This is a genomic window from Pseudomonas capeferrum, assembly GCF_000731675.1.
Taxonomy (GTDB): domain Bacteria; phylum Pseudomonadota; class Gammaproteobacteria; order Pseudomonadales; family Pseudomonadaceae; genus Aquipseudomonas; species Aquipseudomonas capeferrum.
This window is the reverse complement of the sequence record NZ_JMIT01000006.1, coordinates 160,546-180,569: the sequence shown is the minus strand read 5'-3', so window position 1 is coordinate 180,569 and position 20,024 is coordinate 160,546. Positions and strand designations below refer to the sequence as shown.

At 56.8% G+C, this 20,024-nt stretch carries 13 protein-coding genes, 4 tRNA genes and 2 rRNA genes; all 19 read left to right on the top strand.

The window, feature by feature from the left end; translation table 11 throughout:
- Positions 1–176 precede the first annotated feature (176 nt).
- The 19 genes from PC358_RS26540 (at position 177) to rpsL (ending at position 19,930) form a co-directional block, all read left to right on the top strand.
- Positions 177–3,069 (top strand): 23S ribosomal RNA (locus PC358_RS26540).
- Between the two features lie 133 nt (positions 3,070–3,202).
- Positions 3,203–3,318, top strand: a 5S ribosomal RNA gene (gene rrf, locus PC358_RS26535).
- A 154-nt stretch (positions 3,319–3,472) separates the two neighbouring features.
- The gene (birA, locus tag PC358_RS26530) at positions 3,473–4,432 is read left to right on the top strand and encodes a bifunctional biotin--[acetyl-CoA-carboxylase] ligase/biotin operon repressor BirA (RefSeq protein ID WP_033703505.1); all 960 of its coding nucleotides are present in this window, start codon (positions 3,473–3,475) and stop codon (positions 4,430–4,432) included.
- Positions 4,422–5,171, top strand: a complete 750-nt coding sequence (locus PC358_RS26525) for a pantothenate kinase (RefSeq protein ID WP_033703503.1) — start codon at positions 4,422–4,424, stop codon at positions 5,169–5,171. Before birA ends, PC358_RS26525 begins: the two co-directional genes overlap by 11 nt.
- A 7-nt stretch (positions 5,172–5,178) precedes the next feature.
- Entirely contained in the window at positions 5,179–5,604 is a 426-nt protein-coding gene (locus PC358_RS26520; RefSeq protein ID WP_033703501.1) for a hypothetical protein, read from the top strand.
- A gap of 152 nt (positions 5,605–5,756) precedes the next feature.
- Positions 5,757–5,840, top strand: a tRNA-Tyr gene (locus tag PC358_RS26515).
- Between the two features lie 24 nt (positions 5,841–5,864).
- Positions 5,865–5,938, top strand: a tRNA-Gly gene (locus tag PC358_RS26510).
- Positions 5,939–5,967: 29 nt separating this feature from the next.
- Positions 5,968–6,043, top strand: a tRNA-Thr gene (locus PC358_RS26505).
- Positions 6,044–6,121: 78 nt separating this feature from the next.
- Positions 6,122–7,315, top strand: a complete 1,194-nt coding sequence (tuf, locus tag PC358_RS26500) for an elongation factor Tu (RefSeq protein WP_033703499.1) — start codon at positions 6,122–6,124, stop codon at positions 7,313–7,315.
- A gap of 54 nt (positions 7,316–7,369) precedes the next feature.
- Positions 7,370–7,445, top strand: a tRNA-Trp gene (locus tag PC358_RS26495).
- 44 nt (positions 7,446–7,489) lie between these two features.
- The gene (gene secE / locus PC358_RS26490) at positions 7,490–7,858 is read left to right on the top strand and encodes a preprotein translocase subunit SecE (RefSeq protein ID WP_027595465.1); all 369 of its coding nucleotides are present in this window, start codon (positions 7,490–7,492) and stop codon (positions 7,856–7,858) included.
- Positions 7,859–7,867: 9 nt separating this feature from the next.
- Positions 7,868–8,401: a transcription termination/antitermination protein NusG gene (gene nusG / locus PC358_RS26485; RefSeq protein ID WP_003255501.1), complete on the top strand. Its 534-nt coding sequence runs from the start codon at positions 7,868–7,870 to the stop codon at positions 8,399–8,401.
- A 119-nt stretch (positions 8,402–8,520) separates the two neighbouring features.
- A complete protein-coding gene (gene rplK, locus PC358_RS26480; protein WP_028633698.1) occupies positions 8,521–8,952 on the top strand; it encodes a 50S ribosomal protein L11 in 432 nt (143 codons plus the stop codon).
- The gene (gene rplA, locus PC358_RS26475; protein WP_033703496.1) at positions 8,952–9,647 is read left to right on the top strand and encodes a 50S ribosomal protein L1; all 696 of its coding nucleotides are present in this window, start codon (positions 8,952–8,954) and stop codon (positions 9,645–9,647) included. The genes rplK and rplA overlap by 1 nt, the downstream gene beginning before the upstream one ends.
- Before the next feature lie 197 nt (positions 9,648–9,844).
- Positions 9,845–10,345 carry a 50S ribosomal protein L10 gene (gene rplJ / locus PC358_RS26470; protein WP_027595468.1) on the top strand — a complete coding sequence of 167 codons (501 nt, stop codon included), beginning with the start codon at positions 9,845–9,847 and terminating at the stop codon, positions 10,343–10,345.
- A gap of 78 nt (positions 10,346–10,423) precedes the next feature.
- On the top strand, positions 10,424–10,789 hold the full coding sequence (gene rplL, locus PC358_RS26465) for a 50S ribosomal protein L7/L12 (protein ID WP_033703494.1): 366 nt from the start codon (positions 10,424–10,426) through the stop codon (positions 10,787–10,789).
- 220 nt (positions 10,790–11,009) lie between these two features.
- Positions 11,010–15,083, top strand: a complete 4,074-nt coding sequence (gene rpoB / locus PC358_RS26460) for a DNA-directed RNA polymerase subunit beta (protein WP_033703493.1) — start codon at positions 11,010–11,012, stop codon at positions 15,081–15,083.
- Positions 15,084–15,147: 64 nt separating this feature from the next.
- Positions 15,148–19,347 carry a DNA-directed RNA polymerase subunit beta' gene (gene rpoC / locus PC358_RS26455; RefSeq protein WP_033703491.1) on the top strand — a complete coding sequence of 1,400 codons (4,200 nt, stop codon included), beginning with the start codon at positions 15,148–15,150 and terminating at the stop codon, positions 19,345–19,347.
- 211 nt (positions 19,348–19,558) lie between these two features.
- Positions 19,559–19,930, top strand: a complete 372-nt coding sequence (gene rpsL, locus PC358_RS26450) for a 30S ribosomal protein S12 (RefSeq protein WP_003255492.1) — start codon at positions 19,559–19,561, stop codon at positions 19,928–19,930.
- The last annotated feature ends 94 nt before the right edge of the window (positions 19,931–20,024 follow it).

Sequence of the window (20,024 nt, the reverse complement as noted above, 5' to 3'; positions counted from 1 at the left end):
CTTTTGTCAGATCGTTCTTTAAAAATTCGGATATGTGATAGAAATAGACTGAACACTACTTTCACTGGTAGTGGATCAGGCTAAGGTAAAATTTGTGATGTGCTCTTAACTGAGCAGCATGCGAATTTTCGGCGAATGTCGTCTTCACAGTATAACCAGATTGCTTGGGGTTATATGGTCAAGTGAAGAAGCGCATACGGTGGATGCCTTGGCAGTCAGAGGCGATGAAAGACGTGGTAGCCTGCGATAAGCTTTGGGGAGTCGGCAAACAGACTGTGATCCAGAGATCTCTGAATGGGGGAACCCACTCAGCATAAGCTGAGTATCTTGTACTGAATACATAGGTGCAAGAGGCGAACCAGGGGAACTGAAACATCTAAGTACCCTGAGGAAAAGAAATCAACCGAGATTCCCTTAGTAGTGGCGAGCGAACGGGGACCAGCCCTTAAGTTGGTTTGAGATTAGTGGAACGCTCTGGAAAGTGCGGCCATAGTGGGTGATAGCCCCGTACACGAAAATCTCTTATCAATGAAATCGAGTAGGACGGAGCACGAGAAACTTTGTCTGAATATGGGGGGACCATCCTCCAAGGCTAAATACTACTGACTGACCGATAGTGAACTAGTACCGTGAGGGAAAGGCGAAAAGAACCCCGGAGAGGGGAGTGAAATAGATCCTGAAACCGTATGCGTACAAGCAGTGGGAGCCTACTTTGTTAGGTGACTGCGTACCTTTTGTATAATGGGTCAGCGACTTATATTCAGTGGCGAGCTTAACCGAATAGGGGAGGCGTAGCGAAAGCGAGTCTTAATAGGGCGTTTAGTCGCTGGGTATAGACCCGAAACCGGGCGATCTATCCATGGGCAGGTTGAAGGTTAGGTAACACTGACTGGAGGACCGAACCGACTACCGTTGAAAAGTTAGCGGATGACCTGTGGATCGGAGTGAAAGGCTAATCAAGCTCGGAGATAGCTGGTTCTCCTCGAAAGCTATTTAGGTAGCGCCTCATGTATCACTGTAGGGGGTAGAGCACTGTTTCGGCTAGGGGGTCATCCCGACTTACCAAACCGATGCAAACTCCGAATACCTACAAGTGCCGAGCATGGGAGACACACGGCGGGTGCTAACGTCCGTCGTGAAAAGGGAAACAACCCAGACCGTCAGCTAAGGTCCCAAAGTCATGGTTAAGTGGGAAACGATGTGGGAAGGCTTAGACAGCTAGGAGGTTGGCTTAGAAGCAGCCACCCTTTAAAGAAAGCGTAATAGCTCACTAGTCGAGTCGGCCTGCGCGGAAGATGTAACGGGGCTCAAACCATGCACCGAAGCTACGGGTATCACCTTTTGGTGATGCGGTAGAGGAGCGTTCTGTAAGCCTGTGAAGGTGAGTTGAGAAGCTTGCTGGAGGTATCAGAAGTGCGAATGCTGACATGAGTAACGACAATGGGAGTGAAAAACTCCCACGCCGAAAGACCAAGGTTTCCTGCGCAACGTTAATCGACGCAGGGTTAGTCGGTCCCTAAGGCGAGGCTGAAAAGCGTAGTCGATGGAAAACAGGTTAATATTCCTGTACTTGCAGTTATTGCGATGGAGGGACGGAGAAGGCTAGGCCAGCTTGGCGTTGGTTGTCCAAGTTTAAGGTGGTAGGCTGAAATCTTAGGCAAATCCGGGATTTCAAGGCCGAGAGCTGATGACGAGTTGCCTTTAGGCGACGAAGTGGTTGATGCCATGCTTCCAAGAAAAGCTCCTAAGCTTCAGATAACTGGGAACCGTACCCCAAACCGACACAGGTGGTTAGGTAGAGAATACCAAGGCGCTTGAGAGAACTCGGGTGAAGGAACTAGGCAAAATGGCACCGTAACTTCGGGAGAAGGTGCGCCGGCGAGGGTTAAGGACTTGCTCCGTAAGCCCATGCCGGTCGAAGATACCAGGCCGCTGCGACTGTTTATTAAAAACACAGCACTCTGCAAACACGAAAGTGGACGTATAGGGTGTGACGCCTGCCCGGTGCCGGAAGGTTAATTGATGGGGTTAGCGCAAGCGAAGCTCTTGATCGAAGCCCCGGTAAACGGCGGCCGTAACTATAACGGTCCTAAGGTAGCGAAATTCCTTGTCGGGTAAGTTCCGACCTGCACGAATGGCGTAACGATGGCGGCGCTGTCTCCACCCGAGACTCAGTGAAATTGAAATCGCTGTGAAGATGCAGTGTATCCGCGGCTAGACGGAAAGACCCCGTGAACCTTTACTATAGCTTTGCACTGGACTTTGAATTTGCTTGTGTAGGATAGGTGGGAGGCTTTGAAGTGGGGACGCCAGTTCTCATGGAGCCATCCTTGAAATACCACCCTGGCAACTTTGAGGTTCTAACTCAGGTCCGTTATCCGGATCGAGGACAGTGTATGGTGGGTAGTTTGACTGGGGCGGTCTCCTCCCAAAGAGTAACGGAGGAGTACGAAGGTGCGCTCAGACCGGTCGGAAATCGGTCGTAGAGTATAAAGGCAAAAGCGCGCTTGACTGCGAGACAAACACGTCGAGCAGGTACGAAAGTAGGTCTTAGTGATCCGGTGGTTCTGTATGGAAGGGCCATCGCTCAACGGATAAAAGGTACTCCGGGGATAACAGGCTGATACCGCCCAAGAGTTCATATCGACGGCGGTGTTTGGCACCTCGATGTCGGCTCATCACATCCTGGGGCTGAAGCCGGTCCCAAGGGNATGGCTGTTCGCCATTTAAAGTGGTACGCGAGCTGGGTTTAGAACGTCGTGAGACAGTTCGGTCCCTATCTGCCGTGGACGTTTGAGATTTGAGAGGGGCTGCTCCTAGTACGAGAGGACCGGAGTGGACGAACCTCTGGTGTTCCGGTTGTCACGCCAGTGGCATTGCCGGGTAGCTATGTTCGGAAGAGATAACCGCTGAAAGCATCTAAGCGGGAAACTTGCCTCAAGATGAGATCTCACTGGGATCTAGAATCCCCTAAAGGGCCGTCGAAGACTACGACGTTGATAGGTTGGGTGTGTAAGCGCTGTGAGGCGTTGAGCTAACCAATACTAATTGCCCGTGAGGCTTGACCATATAACACCCAAGCAATTTGCTCCTGCAGATTGCGGTGGTGAAGACGCACGAACCGAAAGTTCGAATGTACATCACAACATCACATATCCGAATTCGCTAGGCTGTCCATCTGGACGTTCTGGCAACAGAATTTCTTGACGACCATAGAGCATTGGAACCACCTGATCCCATCCCGAACTCAGTAGTGAAACGATGCATCGCCGATGGTAGTGTGGGGTCTCCCCATGTGAGAGTAGGTCATCGTCAAGATTCATTTCGCAAAACCCCTATCTGCGCGAGCAGGTAGGGGTTTTGTCTTTGCGGCTGGAAACTCCCTGTTGGTAGCGTCTGCGGGCGGCCCTTTTCCTATGCAAGGCCACTACCCATAGCTATCATGCCAGCCTTATTCCAAGTCGAGACTGGCATGCTGAAGTTGTTGAATCTCCTCAAGGATGGCCGGTTCCATTCCGGAGAAGCCTTGGGGGCAGCCCTCGGGGTGAGTCGCAGCGCCGTTTGGAAGCAGCTGCAGCACCTGGAGACTGAGTTGAACCTCACCATTCACAAGGTTCGTGGCCGCGGCTACCAGTTAGCGGCGCCTCTGGCCCTGCTCGAAGCGAAGGCGATCGCCGAGTTTGCCGAGGGCGAGCAGTGGCCAGTTTTCATCCACGAAACCATTGATTCGACCAACGCCGAAGGGCTGCGGCTTGCGGGTGAGGGGCAGGCTGCTCCTTTTCTGGTGCTGGCCGAGCGCCAGAATGCCGGGCGTGGCCGCCGCGGTCGTCAATGGGTAAGCCCCTTTGCAGAAAACCTCTATTACAGCCTCGTCTTGCGGGTCGAAGGCGGCATGCGCCAGCTCGAAGGGCTGAGCCTGGTGGTGGGGTTGGCGGTAATGCGTACGCTGCAAGGTTTCGGTGTAAAGGATGTGGGGCTCAAATGGCCCAATGATGTGCTTGTGCGTGGGCAGAAGATCACGGGCATCTTGCTTGAGCTGGTCGGCGACCCGGCAGACGTCTGTCACGTGGTGCTTGGTATTGGCATTAATGTGAACATGCAGACCAATGACCAGGTCGACCAGGCGTGGACCTCGATGCGACGTGAGGTTGGCGCCGCAGTTGATCGCAATCACTTGGTGGCGATGCTCAGCCAGCAACTGCAACATGAATTGGCGCGTCACCGCCGCTATGGTTTTGCCGCATTCCAGGAGGAATGGGAGCAAGCGCATCTATGGCAGGGGCGTAACGTATCGCTGGTTGCCGGCAGCACCCGGATCGATGGGGTGGTGCTTGGTGTGGACGGGCAGGGCGGCTTGCGCCTTGAGGTCGACGGTGTGGAAAAGAGCTTCAGCGGTGGTGAGCTCAGTTTGAGGTTGCGTGATGATTCTTGAGCTCGATTGCGGTAACAGCTTTATCAAGTGGCGGGTCATTCATGCTGGCGACGCTACGATCGTGGGCGGCGGTATTGTCGATTCGGACCAGTCGCTGGTGGCCGAGGTCAGTACCTTGGCGTCGCTGCGTTTGTCGGGTTGCCGTATTGTCAGTGTGCGCAGCGAGGAAGAAACTGCTGCACTTTGTGCGCTGATCGGCCAGGCATTCCGTGTGGTGGCGCAAGTCGCAGAGCCTGCGCAGCAAGCAGCGGGGGTGCGTAACGGCTATGAAGACTATCAACGCCTGGGCATGGATCGCTGGCTCGCAGCGTTGGGTGCGTTTCACCTGGCCAAGGGTGCTTGCCTGGTGATCGACCTGGGGACCGCCGCCAAGGCTGACTTCATCGCCGCCGATGGCGAGCACCTGGGTGGTTATATCTGTCCGGGGATGCCGCTGATGCGTAGTCAGTTGCGTACACATACCCGGCGTATCCGCTATGACGATGCTTCGGCAGCGCGTGCATTGACCAGCCTTGCCCCGGGGCGCTCAACCGTCGAGGCTGTGGAGCGTGGTTGCGTATTAATGCTGCAAGGCTTTGCTCGGACTCAGCTCGAACAGGCGCGTGCGCTGTGGGGGGAGGATTTTACCGTGTTCCTTACCGGCGGGGATGCGCCGTTGGTGCGTGAAGCTGCGCCGCAGGCGCGGGTGGTCCCTGACCTGGTATTCGTTGGCCTGGCAATGGCCTGCCCATTGGACTGAGGTGCTTATGCGTTGGTTGTTTCTGCTGTTGCTGGTGCTCAACGTCTTCTATTACGTCTGGCATCAACAGGAAGCCCCGCTCAAGGTCAAGGATGTCGCCCCGCTATCGTTGTACAAAGGTAACCAACAAGAGATCCGCCTGCTGCGTGAAACAGGCGTGTCCACACCGGCCCGACGTCGCGATGAGTGCCTGGTTGTCGGTGGCCTGGCGGGTAAAGAGCAGCTTGATGCACTGCGTCAGCGCTTGCTGAGCCTGGATATCAATGCATTGCCGGTGTCGGGTCAGCTGCCGGGGGCCGATGGTCTCTGGCTTAAGGTTTCCCCGGAAAGCGAGCGGTTGCTGGACCAAACCGTACTCGCCGCACTTTCCAGTGATTTCAAAGACTTAAAACATAAAATTATTTTCTGCCAGGGTATTGCAACTGGCGAATAGCTTGATAGAATGGCGCCCGCTTCACAGGGAACACCACTCAGGTGGCGGAACTGGAAGCGGTGTCAACGCAGCTAAGTTTCAGATTTGATTGAAAAAATTTGAAAAATAGCTTGACACTAGGGCGGCAGCCAAATAGAATGCCGGCCACATCTGGAGGGATTCCCGAGCGGTCAAAGGGGACGGACTGTAAATCCGTTGCGAGAGCTTCGAAGGTTCGAATCCTTCTCCCTCCACCAGTTTTAGCGAGAGCCGCAAGCTCCGCGGGTATAGTTTAGTGGTAGAACCTCAGCCTTCCAAGCTGATGATGCGGGTTCGATTCCCGCTACCCGCTCCAAGTTTGCTGGGTTTTGCGCAAAGTGTTTCGCTCTTGTAGCTCAGTTGGTAGAGCACACCCTTGGTAAGGGTGAGGTCAGCGGTTCAAGTCCGCTCAAGAGCTCCATATAAACAAGGCAGATATGAAAATATCTGCCTTTGTTTTATCAGCGTAAGACTATTTCTTCTGCGGAGGATTGTATCGATGGCTAAGGAAAAGTTTGATCGTTCCCTACCACACGTGAACGTTGGCACTATCGGCCACGTTGACCATGGTAAAACCACTCTGACTGCAGCTCTGACTCGCGTCTGCTCCGAGGTTTTCGGTTCGGCAGTCGTTGAGTTCGATAAGATCGACTCGGCTCCAGAAGAAAAAGCGCGCGGTATCACCATCAACACCGCTCATGTCGAGTACAACTCGAACATTCGTCACTATGCTCACGACGACTGCCCAGGTCACGCTGACTACGTGAAGAACATGATCACCGGTGCCGCCCAGATGGATGGCGCGATCCTGGTTTGCTCGGCCGCCGATGGCCCGATGCCGCAAACCCGTGAGCACATCCTGCTGTCCCGTCAGGTTGGCGTTCCCTACATCGTGGTCTTCCTGAACAAGGCTGACCTGGTAGACGACGCTGAGCTGCTGGAACTGGTCGAGATGGAAGTTCGCGACCTGCTGTCCACCTATGACTTCCCAGGCGACGACACCCCGATCATCATCGGTTCGGCTCGTATGGCGCTGGAAGGCAAAGACGACAACGAGATGGGCACCACTGCCGTCAAGAAGCTGGTTGAAACTCTGGACAGCTACATCCCAGAGCCAGAGCGTGCTATCGACAAGCCGTTCCTGATGCCAATCGAAGACGTATTCTCGATCTCGGGTCGTGGTACCGTTGTTACCGGTCGTATCGAGCGTGGTATCGTCCGCGTTCAGGATCCGCTGGAAATCGTTGGTCTGCGTGACACCACCACCACCACCTGCACTGGTGTTGAGATGTTCCGCAAGCTGCTGGACGAAGGTCGTGCTGGCGAGAACTGCGGCGTTCTGCTGCGTGGTACCAAGCGTGACGACGTTGAGCGTGGCCAGGTTCTGGTCAAGCCAGGTTCGGTCAAGCCGCACACCAAGTTCACCGCAGAAGTCTACGTCCTGTCGAAGGAAGAAGGCGGCCGTCACACTCCGTTCTTCAAAGGCTACCGTCCTCAGTTCTACTTCCGTACCACTGACGTGACCGGTAACTGCGAACTGCCGGAAGGCGTTGAAATGGTAATGCCAGGTGACAACATTCAGATGACTGTCACGCTGATCAAGACCATCGCAATGGAAGACGGTCTGCGCTTCGCTATCCGTGAAGGCGGTCGTACCGTCGGCGCAGGCGTCGTAGCAAAAATTATCGAATAAGTAGTTGATTTACTTGATCAGGCCGGTATAATGGCCGGCCTGATACAGCGTTACAGGTCAGTAGCTCAATTGGCAGAGCGACGGTCTCCAAAACCGTAGGTTGGGGGTTCGATTCCCTCCTGACCTGCCATTCACCTCGGTGTGATTGGCTTTCTTCTCACAGGATCCTCCCCGATGACTCCCAAAACTGAAGCCCAAGAATCGCGTTTTGATCTGTTCAAGTGGCTGGCTGTAGTTGCTTTGGTGGTTGTTGGCGTCGTGGGTAATCAATATTACTCCGCCTCCCCAATCCTGTATCGCGTCCTTGCATTGCTCGCCCTGGCTGCGGCTGCTGGCTTTGTTGCCCTGCAGACTGCGAAGGGTAAGTCGTTCTTTGCGTTGGCGAAGGAAGCTCGTACCGAGATCCGTAAAGTCGTGTGGCCGACCCGCCAAGAAACCACTCAGACCACGCTGATTGTCGTGGCTGTAGTTCTGGTTATGGCGCTGCTGTTGTGGGGTCTTGATTCCCTGCTCGGCTGGGCGGTCTCCTTGATTGTTGGCTAAGGGTGTCCCGTGGCTAAGCGTTGGTACGTAGTGCATGCTTACTCGGGTTACGAGAAGCATGTGATGCGCTCGCTGATCGAGCGCGTCAAGCTGGCTGGCATGGAAGACGGTTTCGGCGAAATTCTGGTTCCGACCGAAGAAGTCGTTGAAATGCGTAACGGCCAGAAGCGCAAGAGTGAGCGCAAATTCTTCCCTGGCTATGTACTGGTCCAGATGGAGATGAACGAAGGGACTTGGCACTTGGTCAAGGATACCCCTCGTGTGATGGGCTTCATCGGTGGTACCGCAGACAAACCTGCGCCAATCACTGATAAAGAAGCTGAGGCTATCCTGCGTCGCGTTGCCGATGGTAGCGACAAGCCGAAGCCGAAGACGCTGTTCGAGCCAGGTGAAGTGGTTCGAGTCATTGACGGTCCGTTCGCAGACTTCAATGGCAGTGTCGAAGAGGTTAACTACGAAAAGAGTCGCCTCCAGGTGGCGGTGCTCATTTTCGGCCGCTCTACCCCGGTAGAGCTCGAGTTCAGCCAGGTCGAAAAGGTCTAGGCGGACGAAGCATCCCATACCCCGCAGCCCTGTGTGCTGCGGGGTTTTGTCGTCACTGGGATAAAACGCAAGTCATCCGGGGAGCCTTCTGGCGTTCGTACCCGATTTTGGAGTAGCTCATGGCTAAGAAGATTCAGGCTTACATCAAGCTGCAAGTTAAGGCCGGCCAGGCCAACCCAAGCCCACCCGTTGGTCCAGCACTGGGCCAACACGGTGTGAACATCATGGAATTCTGCAAGGCCTTCAACGCCCGTACTCAGGGTCAAGAAGCCGGCCTGCCGACTCCTGTGATCATCACTGTCTACAGCGACCGTAGCTTCACTTTCGAGACCAAGAGCACCCCTGCCTCGGTTCTGCTGAAGAAAGCTGCTGGCCTGACCAGTGGTTCGGCTCGTCCGAACACCGTCAAAGTCGGTACCGTGACCCGTGCTCAGCTCGAAGAGATCGCCAAGACTAAACAGGCTGATCTGACCTCTGCTGACCTGGACGCTGCTGTGCGCACCATCGCTGGCTCTGCCCGCAGCATGGGCCTGAACGTGGAGGGTGTGTAATGGCTAAGCTGACCAAGCGCCAAAAGGCTATTGCTTCGAAAATCGAAGCTGGCAAAGTCTACAACTTCGAAGAAGCAGCCGTGCTGCTGGCCGAACTGTCCACCGTGAAGTTCAGCGAATCCTTCGACGTTGCTGTCAACCTCGGCGTTGACCCGCGTAAATCCGACCAGGTCGTTCGTAGCGCTACTGTGCTGCCACACGGCACTGGCAAGACCGTACGCGTTGCCGTCTTCACCCAGGGTCCAGCTGCTGAGGCCGCTCTGGCTGCCGGCGCTGACCGTGTAGGTATGGACGATCTGGCTGCTGAAATGAAAGCCGGCGACCTGAACTATGACGTTGTTATCGCATCGCCAGATGCTATGCGCGTTGTAGGTCAACTGGGTCAGGTTCTGGGTCCTCGCGGCCTGATGCCTAACCCGAAAGTTGGTACCGTGACTCCAGACGTAGCCGGCGCTGTCAAAAACGCCAAGGCTGGTCAGGTTCGCTACCGTACCGACAAGAACGGTATCATTCACACCTCCGTTGGCAAAGTCGGCTTCGAAGCCGTCAAGCTGAAGGAAAACGTTGAAGCCCTGATCGCTGATCTGAAGCGTATCAAGCCAGCTTCTTCGAAAGGTATTTACGTCAAGCGCGTTACCCTGAGCACCACCATGGGCCCAGGCCTGGTCATCGACCAAGGTTCGCTGAACGCGTAAGACCATGGCGGCACGACGTGTCGTGCTGCCAGCAAAAATTGGGGTCCCTGCCTGGCGGGGGCTATCCAAGACCGTAGGCGACGCAAGTCTTAAACCACCAGCCTACGCAGATGGTGCTCCCGATTCGTTATCGAATCAGACACCAAAACGACATCCGGCTTCGGCCAGATGAAACGGTAGAAACCAGGAGTAAACCCGTGGCAATTAAACTCGAAGACAAGAAGGCCATCGTCGCTGAAGTCAACGAGGCTGCCAAAGTCGCTCTGTCCGCTGTCGTGGCTGATGCCCGTGGTGTGACTGTAGGCGCAATGACCGGACTCCGTAAAGAGGCTCGTGAAGCTGGCGTTTACGTACGTGTCGTACGTAACACCCTGCTCAAGCGCGCTGTTGCTGATACTGAATTCAGTGTCCTCAACGACGCCTTCACTGGCCCGACCCTGATCGCTTTCTCCAACGAACACCCGGGCGCTGCTGCTCGTCTGTTCAAAGAGTTCGCCAAGGGTCAGGACAAGTTCGAGATCAAGGCAGCTGCGTTTGACGGCAAGTTCATTGCCGCCAACCAGATCGATGTACTGGCTACCTTGCCGACCCGTGACGAAGCTATCGCACGTCTGATGAGCGTGATTCAAGGCGCTACCAGCAAGCTGGCTCGTACTCTGGCGGCCGTTCGCGACCAGAAAGAAGCTGCTGCTGCCTAAGGCGGCGTAACCTCTTTCAAAATCATTTGTTTAATTTGATGGCTGCGAAGGCTGTCACCCCAATACAGGATTTAAGTCATGTCCCTGACTAACGAGCAAATCATCGAAGCAATCGGCCAGAAAACCGTTCTGGAAGTTGTTGAGCTGATCAAAGCTATGGAAGAAACCTTCGGCGTTACCGCTGCTGTTGCCGCTGCTGGCCCAGCTGCTGCTGCTGCCGTTGTTGAAGAGCAAACCGAATTCAACGTTGTTCTGCTTGAAGCCGGTGAGAAGAAAGTAAACGTGATCAAGGCCGTTCGTGAACTGACCGGTCTGGGCCTGAAAGAAGCCAAAGAGAAAGTCGACGGCGCTCCTCAGGTCGTAGCTGAAGGCGTTTCGAAAGAAGCCGCTGAAGACGCTAAGAAGAAGCTGGAAGAAGCAGGCGCTAAAGTCGAGCTGAAGTAATTTCGACTTTGCGATGCCAGCCTGAGCGTTGAGCACAAGGCTGATGGCTGGTGGCTTATGCCACCGGCCTTTTTCCGTTATTGGTGGCCGATCAGATCGGCCCCGATAGCGAGCTGCAAGACACCCATGTGGGTGGCGCAAACCAAGGGGTTTGCACGATTTTCTGGCTGCTCCCGCCGGGAGAAGCCAAACAAGCAGGTGACCAAGCTGGGGAACGCTGATGGCTTACTCATACACTGAGAAAAAACGTATCCGCAAGGACTTTAGCAAGTTGCCGGACGTCATGGATGTGCCTTACCTCCTGGCCATCCAGCTGGATTCGTATCGCGAATTCCTGCAAGCGGGAGCATCCAAGGATCAGTTCCGCGACGTCGGCCTGCACGCGGCCTTCAAATCGGTATTTCCGATCATCAGCTACTCCGGCAATGCTGCCCTGGAGTACGTAGGCTATCGCCTGGGCGAACCCGCCTTCGATGTGAAGGAATGTGTCCTGCGTGGCGTGACCTTCGCGGTCCCACTGCGGGTCAAGGTGCGCCTGATCATCTTCGACAAGGAATCGTCGAACAAAGCGATCAAGGACATCAAAGAGCAAGAAGTCTACATGGGTGAAATCCCCCTGATGACTGAGAACGGTACCTTCGTAATCAACGGTACCGAGCGTGTGATCGTTTCCCAGCTGCACCGTTCGCCAGGTGTGTTCTTTGACCACGACCGTGGCAAGACGCACAGCTCCGGCAAGCTGCTGTACTCCGCTCGCATCATTCCTTACCGTGGTTCCTGGCTGGACTTCGAGTTCGACCCGAAGGACTGCGTGTTCGTGCGTATCGACCGTCGCCGCAAACTGCCGGCATCGGTACTGCTGCGCGCGCTGGGTTACAGCACCGAAGAGGTTCTGAACACCTTCTACACCACCAACGTGTTCCACGTTTCCGGCGAAAAACTGAGCCTGGAACTGGTACCGCAGCGTCTGCGTGGTGAAGTCGCGGTCATGGACATCCATGACGAAACCGGCAAGGTCATTGTCGAGCAGGGTCGCCGTATCACTGCGCGCCACATCAACCAGCTCGAGAAAGCCGGCGTCAAGCAGCTCGACGTTCCTATGGAATACGTCCTGGGCCGCACCACTGCCAAGGCTATCGTGCATCCGGCTACCGGCGAGATCCTCGCCGAGTGCAACACCGAGATGACCACCGAGCTGCTGATCAAGGTCGCCAAGGCGCAGGTTGTCCGTATCGAGACCCTGTACACCAACGACATCGATTGCGGTCCGTTCATCTCCGACACCCTGAAGATCGACACCACCAGCAACCAGCTGGAAGCCTTGGTCGAAATCTATCGCATGATGCGTCCAGGCGAGCCGCCAACCAAGGATGCTGCCGAGACCCTGTTCAACAACCTGTTCTTCAGCGCCGAGCGTTACGACCTGTCCGCCGTAGGCCGCATGAAGTTCAACCGTCGTATCGGTCGTACCGAGATCGAAGGTTCGGGCGTGCTGAGCAAGGAAGACATCGTCGAGGTCCTCAAGACCCTGGTCGACATCCGTAACGGCAAAGGTATCGTCGACGACATCGACCACCTGGGTAACCGTCGCGTTCGTTGCGTTGGCGAGATGGCCGAGAACCAGTTCCGTGTTGGCCTGGTGCGCGTCGAGCGTGCGGTCAAGGAACGTCTGTCGATGGCTGAAAGCGAAGGCCTGATGCCGCAAGACCTGATCAACGCCAAGCCGGTAGCGGCGGCGGTGAAAGAGTTCTTCGGTTCCCGCCAGCTGTCGCAGTTCATGGGCCAGAACAACCCGCTCTCCGAGATCACCCACAAGCGCCGTGTTTCTGCACTCGGCCCTGGCGGTCTGACCCGTGAGCGTGCTGGCTTCGAAGTCCGTGACGTACACCCGACCCACTACGGCCGCGTGTGCCCGATCGAGACCCCTGAAGGTCCGAACATCGGTCTGATCAACTCCCTGGCGGCCTATGCCCGCACCAACCAGTACGGCTTCCTGGAAAGCCCGTACCGCGTGGTGAAGGAAGGCGTGGTCAGCGACGACATCGTGTTCCTGTCGGCCATTGAAGAAGCGGATCACGTCATCGCCCAGGCTTCGGCCGCGATGAACGAGAAGAAGCAACTGATCGATGAGCTGGTAGCGGTTCGTCACCTGAACGAATTCACCGTCAAGGCGCCGGAAGACGTCACCTTGATGGACGTTTCGCCGAAGCAGGTTGTCTCGGTCGCAGCGTCGCTGATTCCGTTCCTCGAACACGACGACGCCAACCGTGCACTGATGGGTTCGAACATGCAGCGTCAGGCTGTACCGACCCTGCGCGCTGACAAGCCGCTGGTAGGTACCGGCATGGAGCGCAACGTTGCCCGTGACTCCGGCGTCTGCGTCGTAGCCCGTCGTGGCGGCGTGATCGACTCGGTCGATGCCAGCCGTATCGTCGTGCGTGTTGCCGATGACGAAGTCGAGACCGGTGAAGCAGGTGTAGATATCTACAACCTGACCAAGTACACCCGCTCGAACCAGAACACCTGCATCAACCAGCGTCCGCTGGTCAGCAAAGGTGATGTGGTCAAGCGTCACGACATCATGGCCGACGGTCCATCCACCGATATGGGTGAACTGGCACTGGGTCAGAACATGCGCATCGCGTTCATGGCGTGGAACGGCTTCAACTTCGAAGACTCCATCTGCCTGTCCGAGCGTGTGGTTCAGGAAGACCGCTTCACCACGATCCACATCCAGGAACTGACCTGTGTGGCGCGTGACACCAAGCTTGGCCCAGAGGAAATCACCGCAGACATCCCGAACGTGGGTGAAGCTGCGCTGAACAAGCTGGACGAAGCCGGTATCGTCTACGTGGGTGCCGAAGTCGGCGCTGGCGACATCCTGGTCGGCAAGGTCACTCCGAAAGGCGAGACCCAGCTGACTCCGGAAGAGAAGCTGCTGCGCGCAATCTTCGGTGAGAAGGCAAGCGACGTCAAAGACACCTCCCTGCGTGTGCCAACCGGCACCAAAGGTACTGTCATCGACGTTCAGGTCTTCACCCGTGACGGCGTTGAGCGCGACAGCCGCGCCCTGGCCATCGAGAAGATGCAGCTGGACGAGATCCGCAAGGACCTCAACGAAGAGTTCCGCATCGTCGAAGGTGCAACCTTCGAGCGTCTGCGTTCCGCCCTGAACGGCCAAGTGGTCGACGGTGGTGCGGGCCTGAAGAAAGGCACCGTGATCGCTGACGAAGTACTGGACGGTCTGGAGCACGGCCAGTGGTTCAAACTGCGCATGGCCGAAGATGCTCTGAACGAGCAGCTGGAAAAAGCCCAGGCTTACATCGTCGATCGCCGTCGTCTGCTGGATGACAAGTTCGAAGACAAGAAGCGCAAGCTGCAGCAAGGCGATGACCTGGCACCGGGCGTACTGAAGATCGTCAAGGTCTACCTGGCTATCCGCCGCCGCATCCAGCCGGGCGACAAGATGGCTGGTCGTCACGGTAACAAAGGTGTGGTCTCGGTGATCATGCCGGTCGAAGACATGCCGCACGACGCCAACGGTACTCCGGTCGACGTCGTACTGAACCCGCTGGGCGTACCTTCGCGTATGAACGTCGGTCAGATCCTTGAAACCCACCTGGGCCTCGCGGCCAAAGGCCTGGGCGAGAAGATCGACCGGATGATCGAAGAGCAACGCAAAGCTGCTGAGCTGCGCGTGTTCCTTACCGAGATCTACAACGAGATCGGCGGTCGTCAGGAAAGCCTGGAAGAGTTCACCGACGAAGAGATCCTCGCCCTGGCGCACAACTTGAAGAAGGGCGTGCCTATGGCTACCCCGGTATTCGACGGTGCCAAGGAAAGCGAGATCAAGGCCATGCTGAAACTGGCAGACATGCCAGAAAGCGGCCAGATGGTGCTGTTCGACGGCCGTACCGGCAACAAATTCGAGCGTCCTGTGACCGTTGGTTACATGTACATGCTCAAGCTGAACCACTTGGTGGACGACAAGATGCACGCGCGTTCCACTGGTTCCTATAGCCTGGTTACTCAGCAGCCGCTGGGTGGTAAGGCGCAGTTCGGTGGTCAGCGTTTCGGGGAGATGGAAGTGTGGGCGCTGGAAGCATACGGCGCGGCATACACCCTGCAAGAAATGCTCACAGTGAAGTCGGACGACGTGAACGGCCGTACCAAGATGTACAAGAACATCGTGGATGGCGATCACCGTATGGAGCCGGGCATGCCCGAGTCCTTCAACGTGTTGATCAAAGAGATCCGTTCGCTCGGTATCGATATCGATCTGGAAACCGAATAACACGTGACGCGAAGGGGAGCGGGGCTGGCACAGCCCGCTTCCTGCTCCGCCAGGAGGAAAGGCCTTGAAAGACCTACTGAATTTGCTGAAAAACCAGGGTCAAGTCGAAGAGTTCGACGCCATCCGCATCGGTCTGGCGTCGCCTGAAATGATCCGTTCGTGGTCGTTCGGTGAAGTTAAGAAGCCGGAAACCATCAACTACCGTACGTTCAAACCTGAGCGTGACGGCCTGTTCTGCGCCAAGATCTTTGGCCCAGTCAAGGACTACGAGTGCCTGTGCGGCAAGTACAAGCGCCTCAAGCACCGCGGTGTGATCTGCGAGAAGTGCGGCGTTGAAGTTGCCCTGGCCAAGGTTCGTCGTGAGCGCATGGCGCACATCGAACTGGCCTCGCCGGTTGCCCACATCTGGTTCCTGAAGTCGCTGCCGTCCCGTATCGGCTTGCTGATGGACATGACCCTGCGTGATATCGAGCGCGTTCTCTACTTCGAGAGCTACGTCGTTATCGACCCAGGCATGACCACCCTTGAAAAGGGTCAGCTGCTGAACGACGAGCAGTACTTCGAAGCGCTGGAAGAGTTCGGTGACGACTTCGACGCCCGCATGGGTGCCGAGGCTGTCCGCGAGCTGCTGCACGCTATCGACCTGGAGCACGAGATTGGCCGCCTGCGCGAAGAGATTCCGCAGACCAACTCGGAAACCAAGATCAAGAAGCTGTCCAAGCGCCTGAAGCTGATGGAAGCTTTCCAGGGCTCGGGCAACCTGCCTGAGTGGATGGTCCTGACCGTCCTGCCAGTACTGCCGCCGGACCTGCGTCCGCTGGTTCCGCTGGATGGTGGCCGCTTTGCGACCTCCGACCTGAACGACCTGTATCGTCGGGTGATCAACCGTAACAACCGTCTGAAGCGCCTGCTCGATCTGTCGGCGCCGGACATCATCGTGCGCAACGAAAAGCGCATGCTGCAGGAAGCGGTCGACGCCCTGCTGGACAACGGCCGTCGCGGTCGCGCCATCACTGGCTCGAACAAGCGTCCGCTGAAGTCCCTGGCTGACATGATCAAAGGTAAGCAAGGTCGTTTCCGTCAGAACTTGCTCGGTAAGCGTGTGGACTACTCCGGCCGTTCGGTAATTACCGTAGGCCCGACCCTGCGTCTGCACCAGTGCGGTCTGCCGAAGAAGATGGCCCTCGAGCTGTTCAAGCCGTTCATTTTCGGCAAGCTGGAAATGCGTGGTCTGGCGACCACCATCAAGGCTGCCAAGAAGATGGTCGAGCGCGAGCTGCCAGAGGTATGGGACGTGCTCGCCGAGGTCATCCGCGAACACCCCGTGCTGCTCAACCGTGCACCGACCCTTCACCGTCTGGGTATCCAGGCGTTCGAGCCTGTGCTCATCGAAGGTAAGGCGATCCAGCTGCACCCGTTGGTCTGTGCGGCGTACAACGCCGACTTCGACGGTGACCAGATGGCCGTTCACGTGCCGCTGACGCTGGAAGCCCAGCTCGAAGCGCGCGCGCTGATGATGTCGACCAACAACATTCTGTCGCCAGCCAACGGTGAGCCAATCATCGTTCCGTCGCAGGACGTTGTACTGGGTCTGTACTACATGACCCGTGAAGCCATCAACGCCAAGGGCGAAGGTCGCGTATTCGCCGACCTGCAGGAAGTCGACCGCGTATTCCGCGCCGGCGAAGCCGCCCTGCACGCGAAAATCAAGGTCCGTATCAACGAGACCGTGAACGACCGCGATGGTAGCGTCACCAAGAACACCCGCATCGTCGACACCACTGTCGGCCGTGCGCTGCTGTTCCAGGTTGTGCCGGCAGGTCTGCCGTACGACGTGGTCAACCAGCCGATGAAGAAGAAGGCGATCTCCAAGCTGATCAACCAGTGCTACCGCGTGGTTGGTCTGAAAGAGACCGTTATCTTCGCTGACCAGCTGATGTACACCGGTTTTGCCTACTCGACCATTTCCGGCGTTTCGATCGGTGTTAACGACTTCGTTATCCCGGACGAAAAAGCCCGCATCATCGGTACCGCTACCGACGAAGTGAAGGAAATCGAGAGTCAGTACGCCTCCGGCCTGGTTACCCAGGGCGAGAAGTACAACAAGGTCATCGACTTGTGGTCCAAGGCGAACGACGAAGTGTCCAAGGCGATGATGGCCAACCTCTCGAAAGAGAAAGTCATCGACCGCGAAGGCAACGAAGTCGAGCAAGAGTCCTTCAACTCGATGTACATGATGGCTGACTCCGGTGCGCGGGGTTCCGCTGCACAGATCCGTCAGCTGGCAGGTATGCGTGGTCTGATGGCCAAGCCGGACGGCTCGATCATCGAGACGCCGATCACCGCGAACTTCCGTGAAGGTCTGAGCGTACTGCAGTACTTCATCTCGACTCACGGTGCTCGTAAGGGTCTGGCGGATACCGCACTGAAGACTGCGAACTCCGGTTACCTGACTCGTCGTCTGGTAGACGTTGCGCAGGATCTGGTCGTGACCGAGATCGACTGTGGCACCGACCACGGCTTGCTGATGACGCCGCACATCGAAGGCGGTGACGTTGTCGAGCCGCTGGGTGAGCGCGTATTGGGCCGTGTCATTGCCCGTGACGTGTTCAAGCCAGGTACCGAGGACGTCATCGTTCCGGCCGGTACCTTGGTCGACGAGCAATGGGTCGAGTTCATCGAGCTGAACAGCATCGACGAAGTTATCGTGCGTTCGCCGATCAACTGCGAAACTCGCTACGGCATCTGCGCCAAGTGCTACGGTCGTGACCTGGCTCGCGGTCACCAGGTCAACATCGGTGAAGCTGTCGGCGTTATCGCTGCACAGTCGATCGGTGAGCCGGGTACCCAGCTGACCATGCGTACGTTCCACATCGGTGGTGCTGCAAGCCGGACCTCGGCTGCCGACAGCGTCCAGGTGAAGAACGGCGGTATGGTGCGTCTGCACAACCTGAAGCATGTCGTGCGCGCCGATGGCAACCTGGTTGCCGTATCGCGTTCCGGCGAGCTGGCCATTGCCGACGAATTCGGTCGTGAGCGCGAGCGTTACAAGCTGCCTTACGGTGCGGTGATTTCGGTCAAGGAAGGTGACAAGGTCGAAGCTGGCGCCATCGTCGCCAAGTGGGACCCGCACACCCACCCGATCGTTACCGAGCTGAAAGGTACCGTGACCTTCGTGGGCATGGAAGAAAACATCACCATCAAGCGTCAGACCGACGAATTGACGGGTTTGACCAACATCGAAGTTCTGGACGTCAAGGATCGCCCTGCCGCAGGCAAGGAAATCCGTCCGGCAATCAAGATGGTCGATGCCAACGGCAAGGACCTGTACCTGCCAGGTACCGACGTACCGGCTCAGTACTTCCTGCCGGCCAACGCCCTCGTCGGCGTGGCTGACGGTGCTCAGATCGGTGTGGGTGACGTTATCGCGCGTATCCCGCAAGAAACGTCGAAAACCCGTGACATCACCGGTGGTCTGCCGCGCGTTGCCGACTTGTTTGAAGCGCGCCGTCCGAAAGAAGCCTCGATTCTGGCTGAAGTCAGCGGCACCATCGCGTTCGGTAAAGAGACCAAGGGCAAGCGTCGTCTGGTCATTACTCCGACCGACGGTAGCGATCCGTACGAAGAGCTGATTCCGAAGTGGCGCCACCTGAACGTCTTCGAAGGCGAACAGGTAAACCGCGGCGAAGTTATCTCCGACGGCCCGAGCGATCCGCACGACATCCTGCGTCTGCTGGGTGTGAGCGCGCTGGCGAAGTACATCGTCAACGAGATTCAGGACGTTTACCGTCTGCAAGGCGTTAAGATCAACGACAAGCACATCGAGACCATCCTGCGTCAGATGCTGCGTAAGGTCGAGATTGCCGAGTCGGGTGATTCCAGCTTCATCAAGGGCGACCAGATGGAACTGACTCACGTACTGGTCGAGAACGAGCGTCTGGCCAGCGAAGACAAGTTCATCTCGAAGTTCTCGCGCGTGCTGCTGGGTATCACTAAGGCGTCGCTGTCGACCGAATCGTTCATCTCCGCGGCTTCCTTCCAGGAAACCACCCGCGTACTGACCGAAGCGGCCGTCACCGGCAAGCGCGATTACCTGCGCGGCCTGAAAGAGAACGTGGTCGTGGGTCGTCTGATCCCGGCCGGTACCGGTCTGGCCTACCACAGCGAGCGCAAGCGTCGCCGTGAAGCCGACAAACCGCTGCGTGTGAGCGCCAGTGAGGTTGAAGCCGCACTGACCGAAGCGCTGAATTCCAGCGGTAACTAAGTACAGGGCAGGGCCCCGGCAAGCCCCGAACGGCCGTCGGCGACATAAATTGTTGCCGATGACCGGGCGGGGATGGCCGGGGCCTCGTCTTGACTGGGTGCAAGATCCTCCGTAGACTTTTGTACCCTTAAATTTGGTGAGGCTCCGTCTCGCCAATTTTTGGCTTTCTTGCAAGACAATAGAGTCGCAAGACAATCAGTGGAGCTAGTAGATGGCAACTATCAACCAGCTGGTACGTCAGCCGCGTAAGCGTTCGGTCGAGAAGTCCGACGTTCCTGCGCTGCAGAACTGCCCGCAACGTCGTGGCGTGTGCACCCGCGTGTACACCACCACGCCGAAAAAACCTAACTCGGCACTGCGTAAGGTTTGCCGTGTTCGCCTGACCAACGGTTTCGAGGTTTCCTCGTACATCGGCGGTGAAGGCCACAACCTGCAAGAGCACAGCGTCGTCCTGATCCGTGGCGGCCGTGTAAAAGACTTGCCAGGTGTTCGTTACCACACCGTTCGCGGCTCTCTGGATACTTCGGGCGTTAAAGGCCGTAACCAGGGTCGTTCGAAGTACGGTACCAAGCGTCCGAAGTAATCGGCCGTTTGCACACATCCATTTTTTTGAGTCGATAAGAGTAAGGTCGGGCAGGGGTCGCAGACCCACGTCCCGGGCTAACCTGAAGACCGTT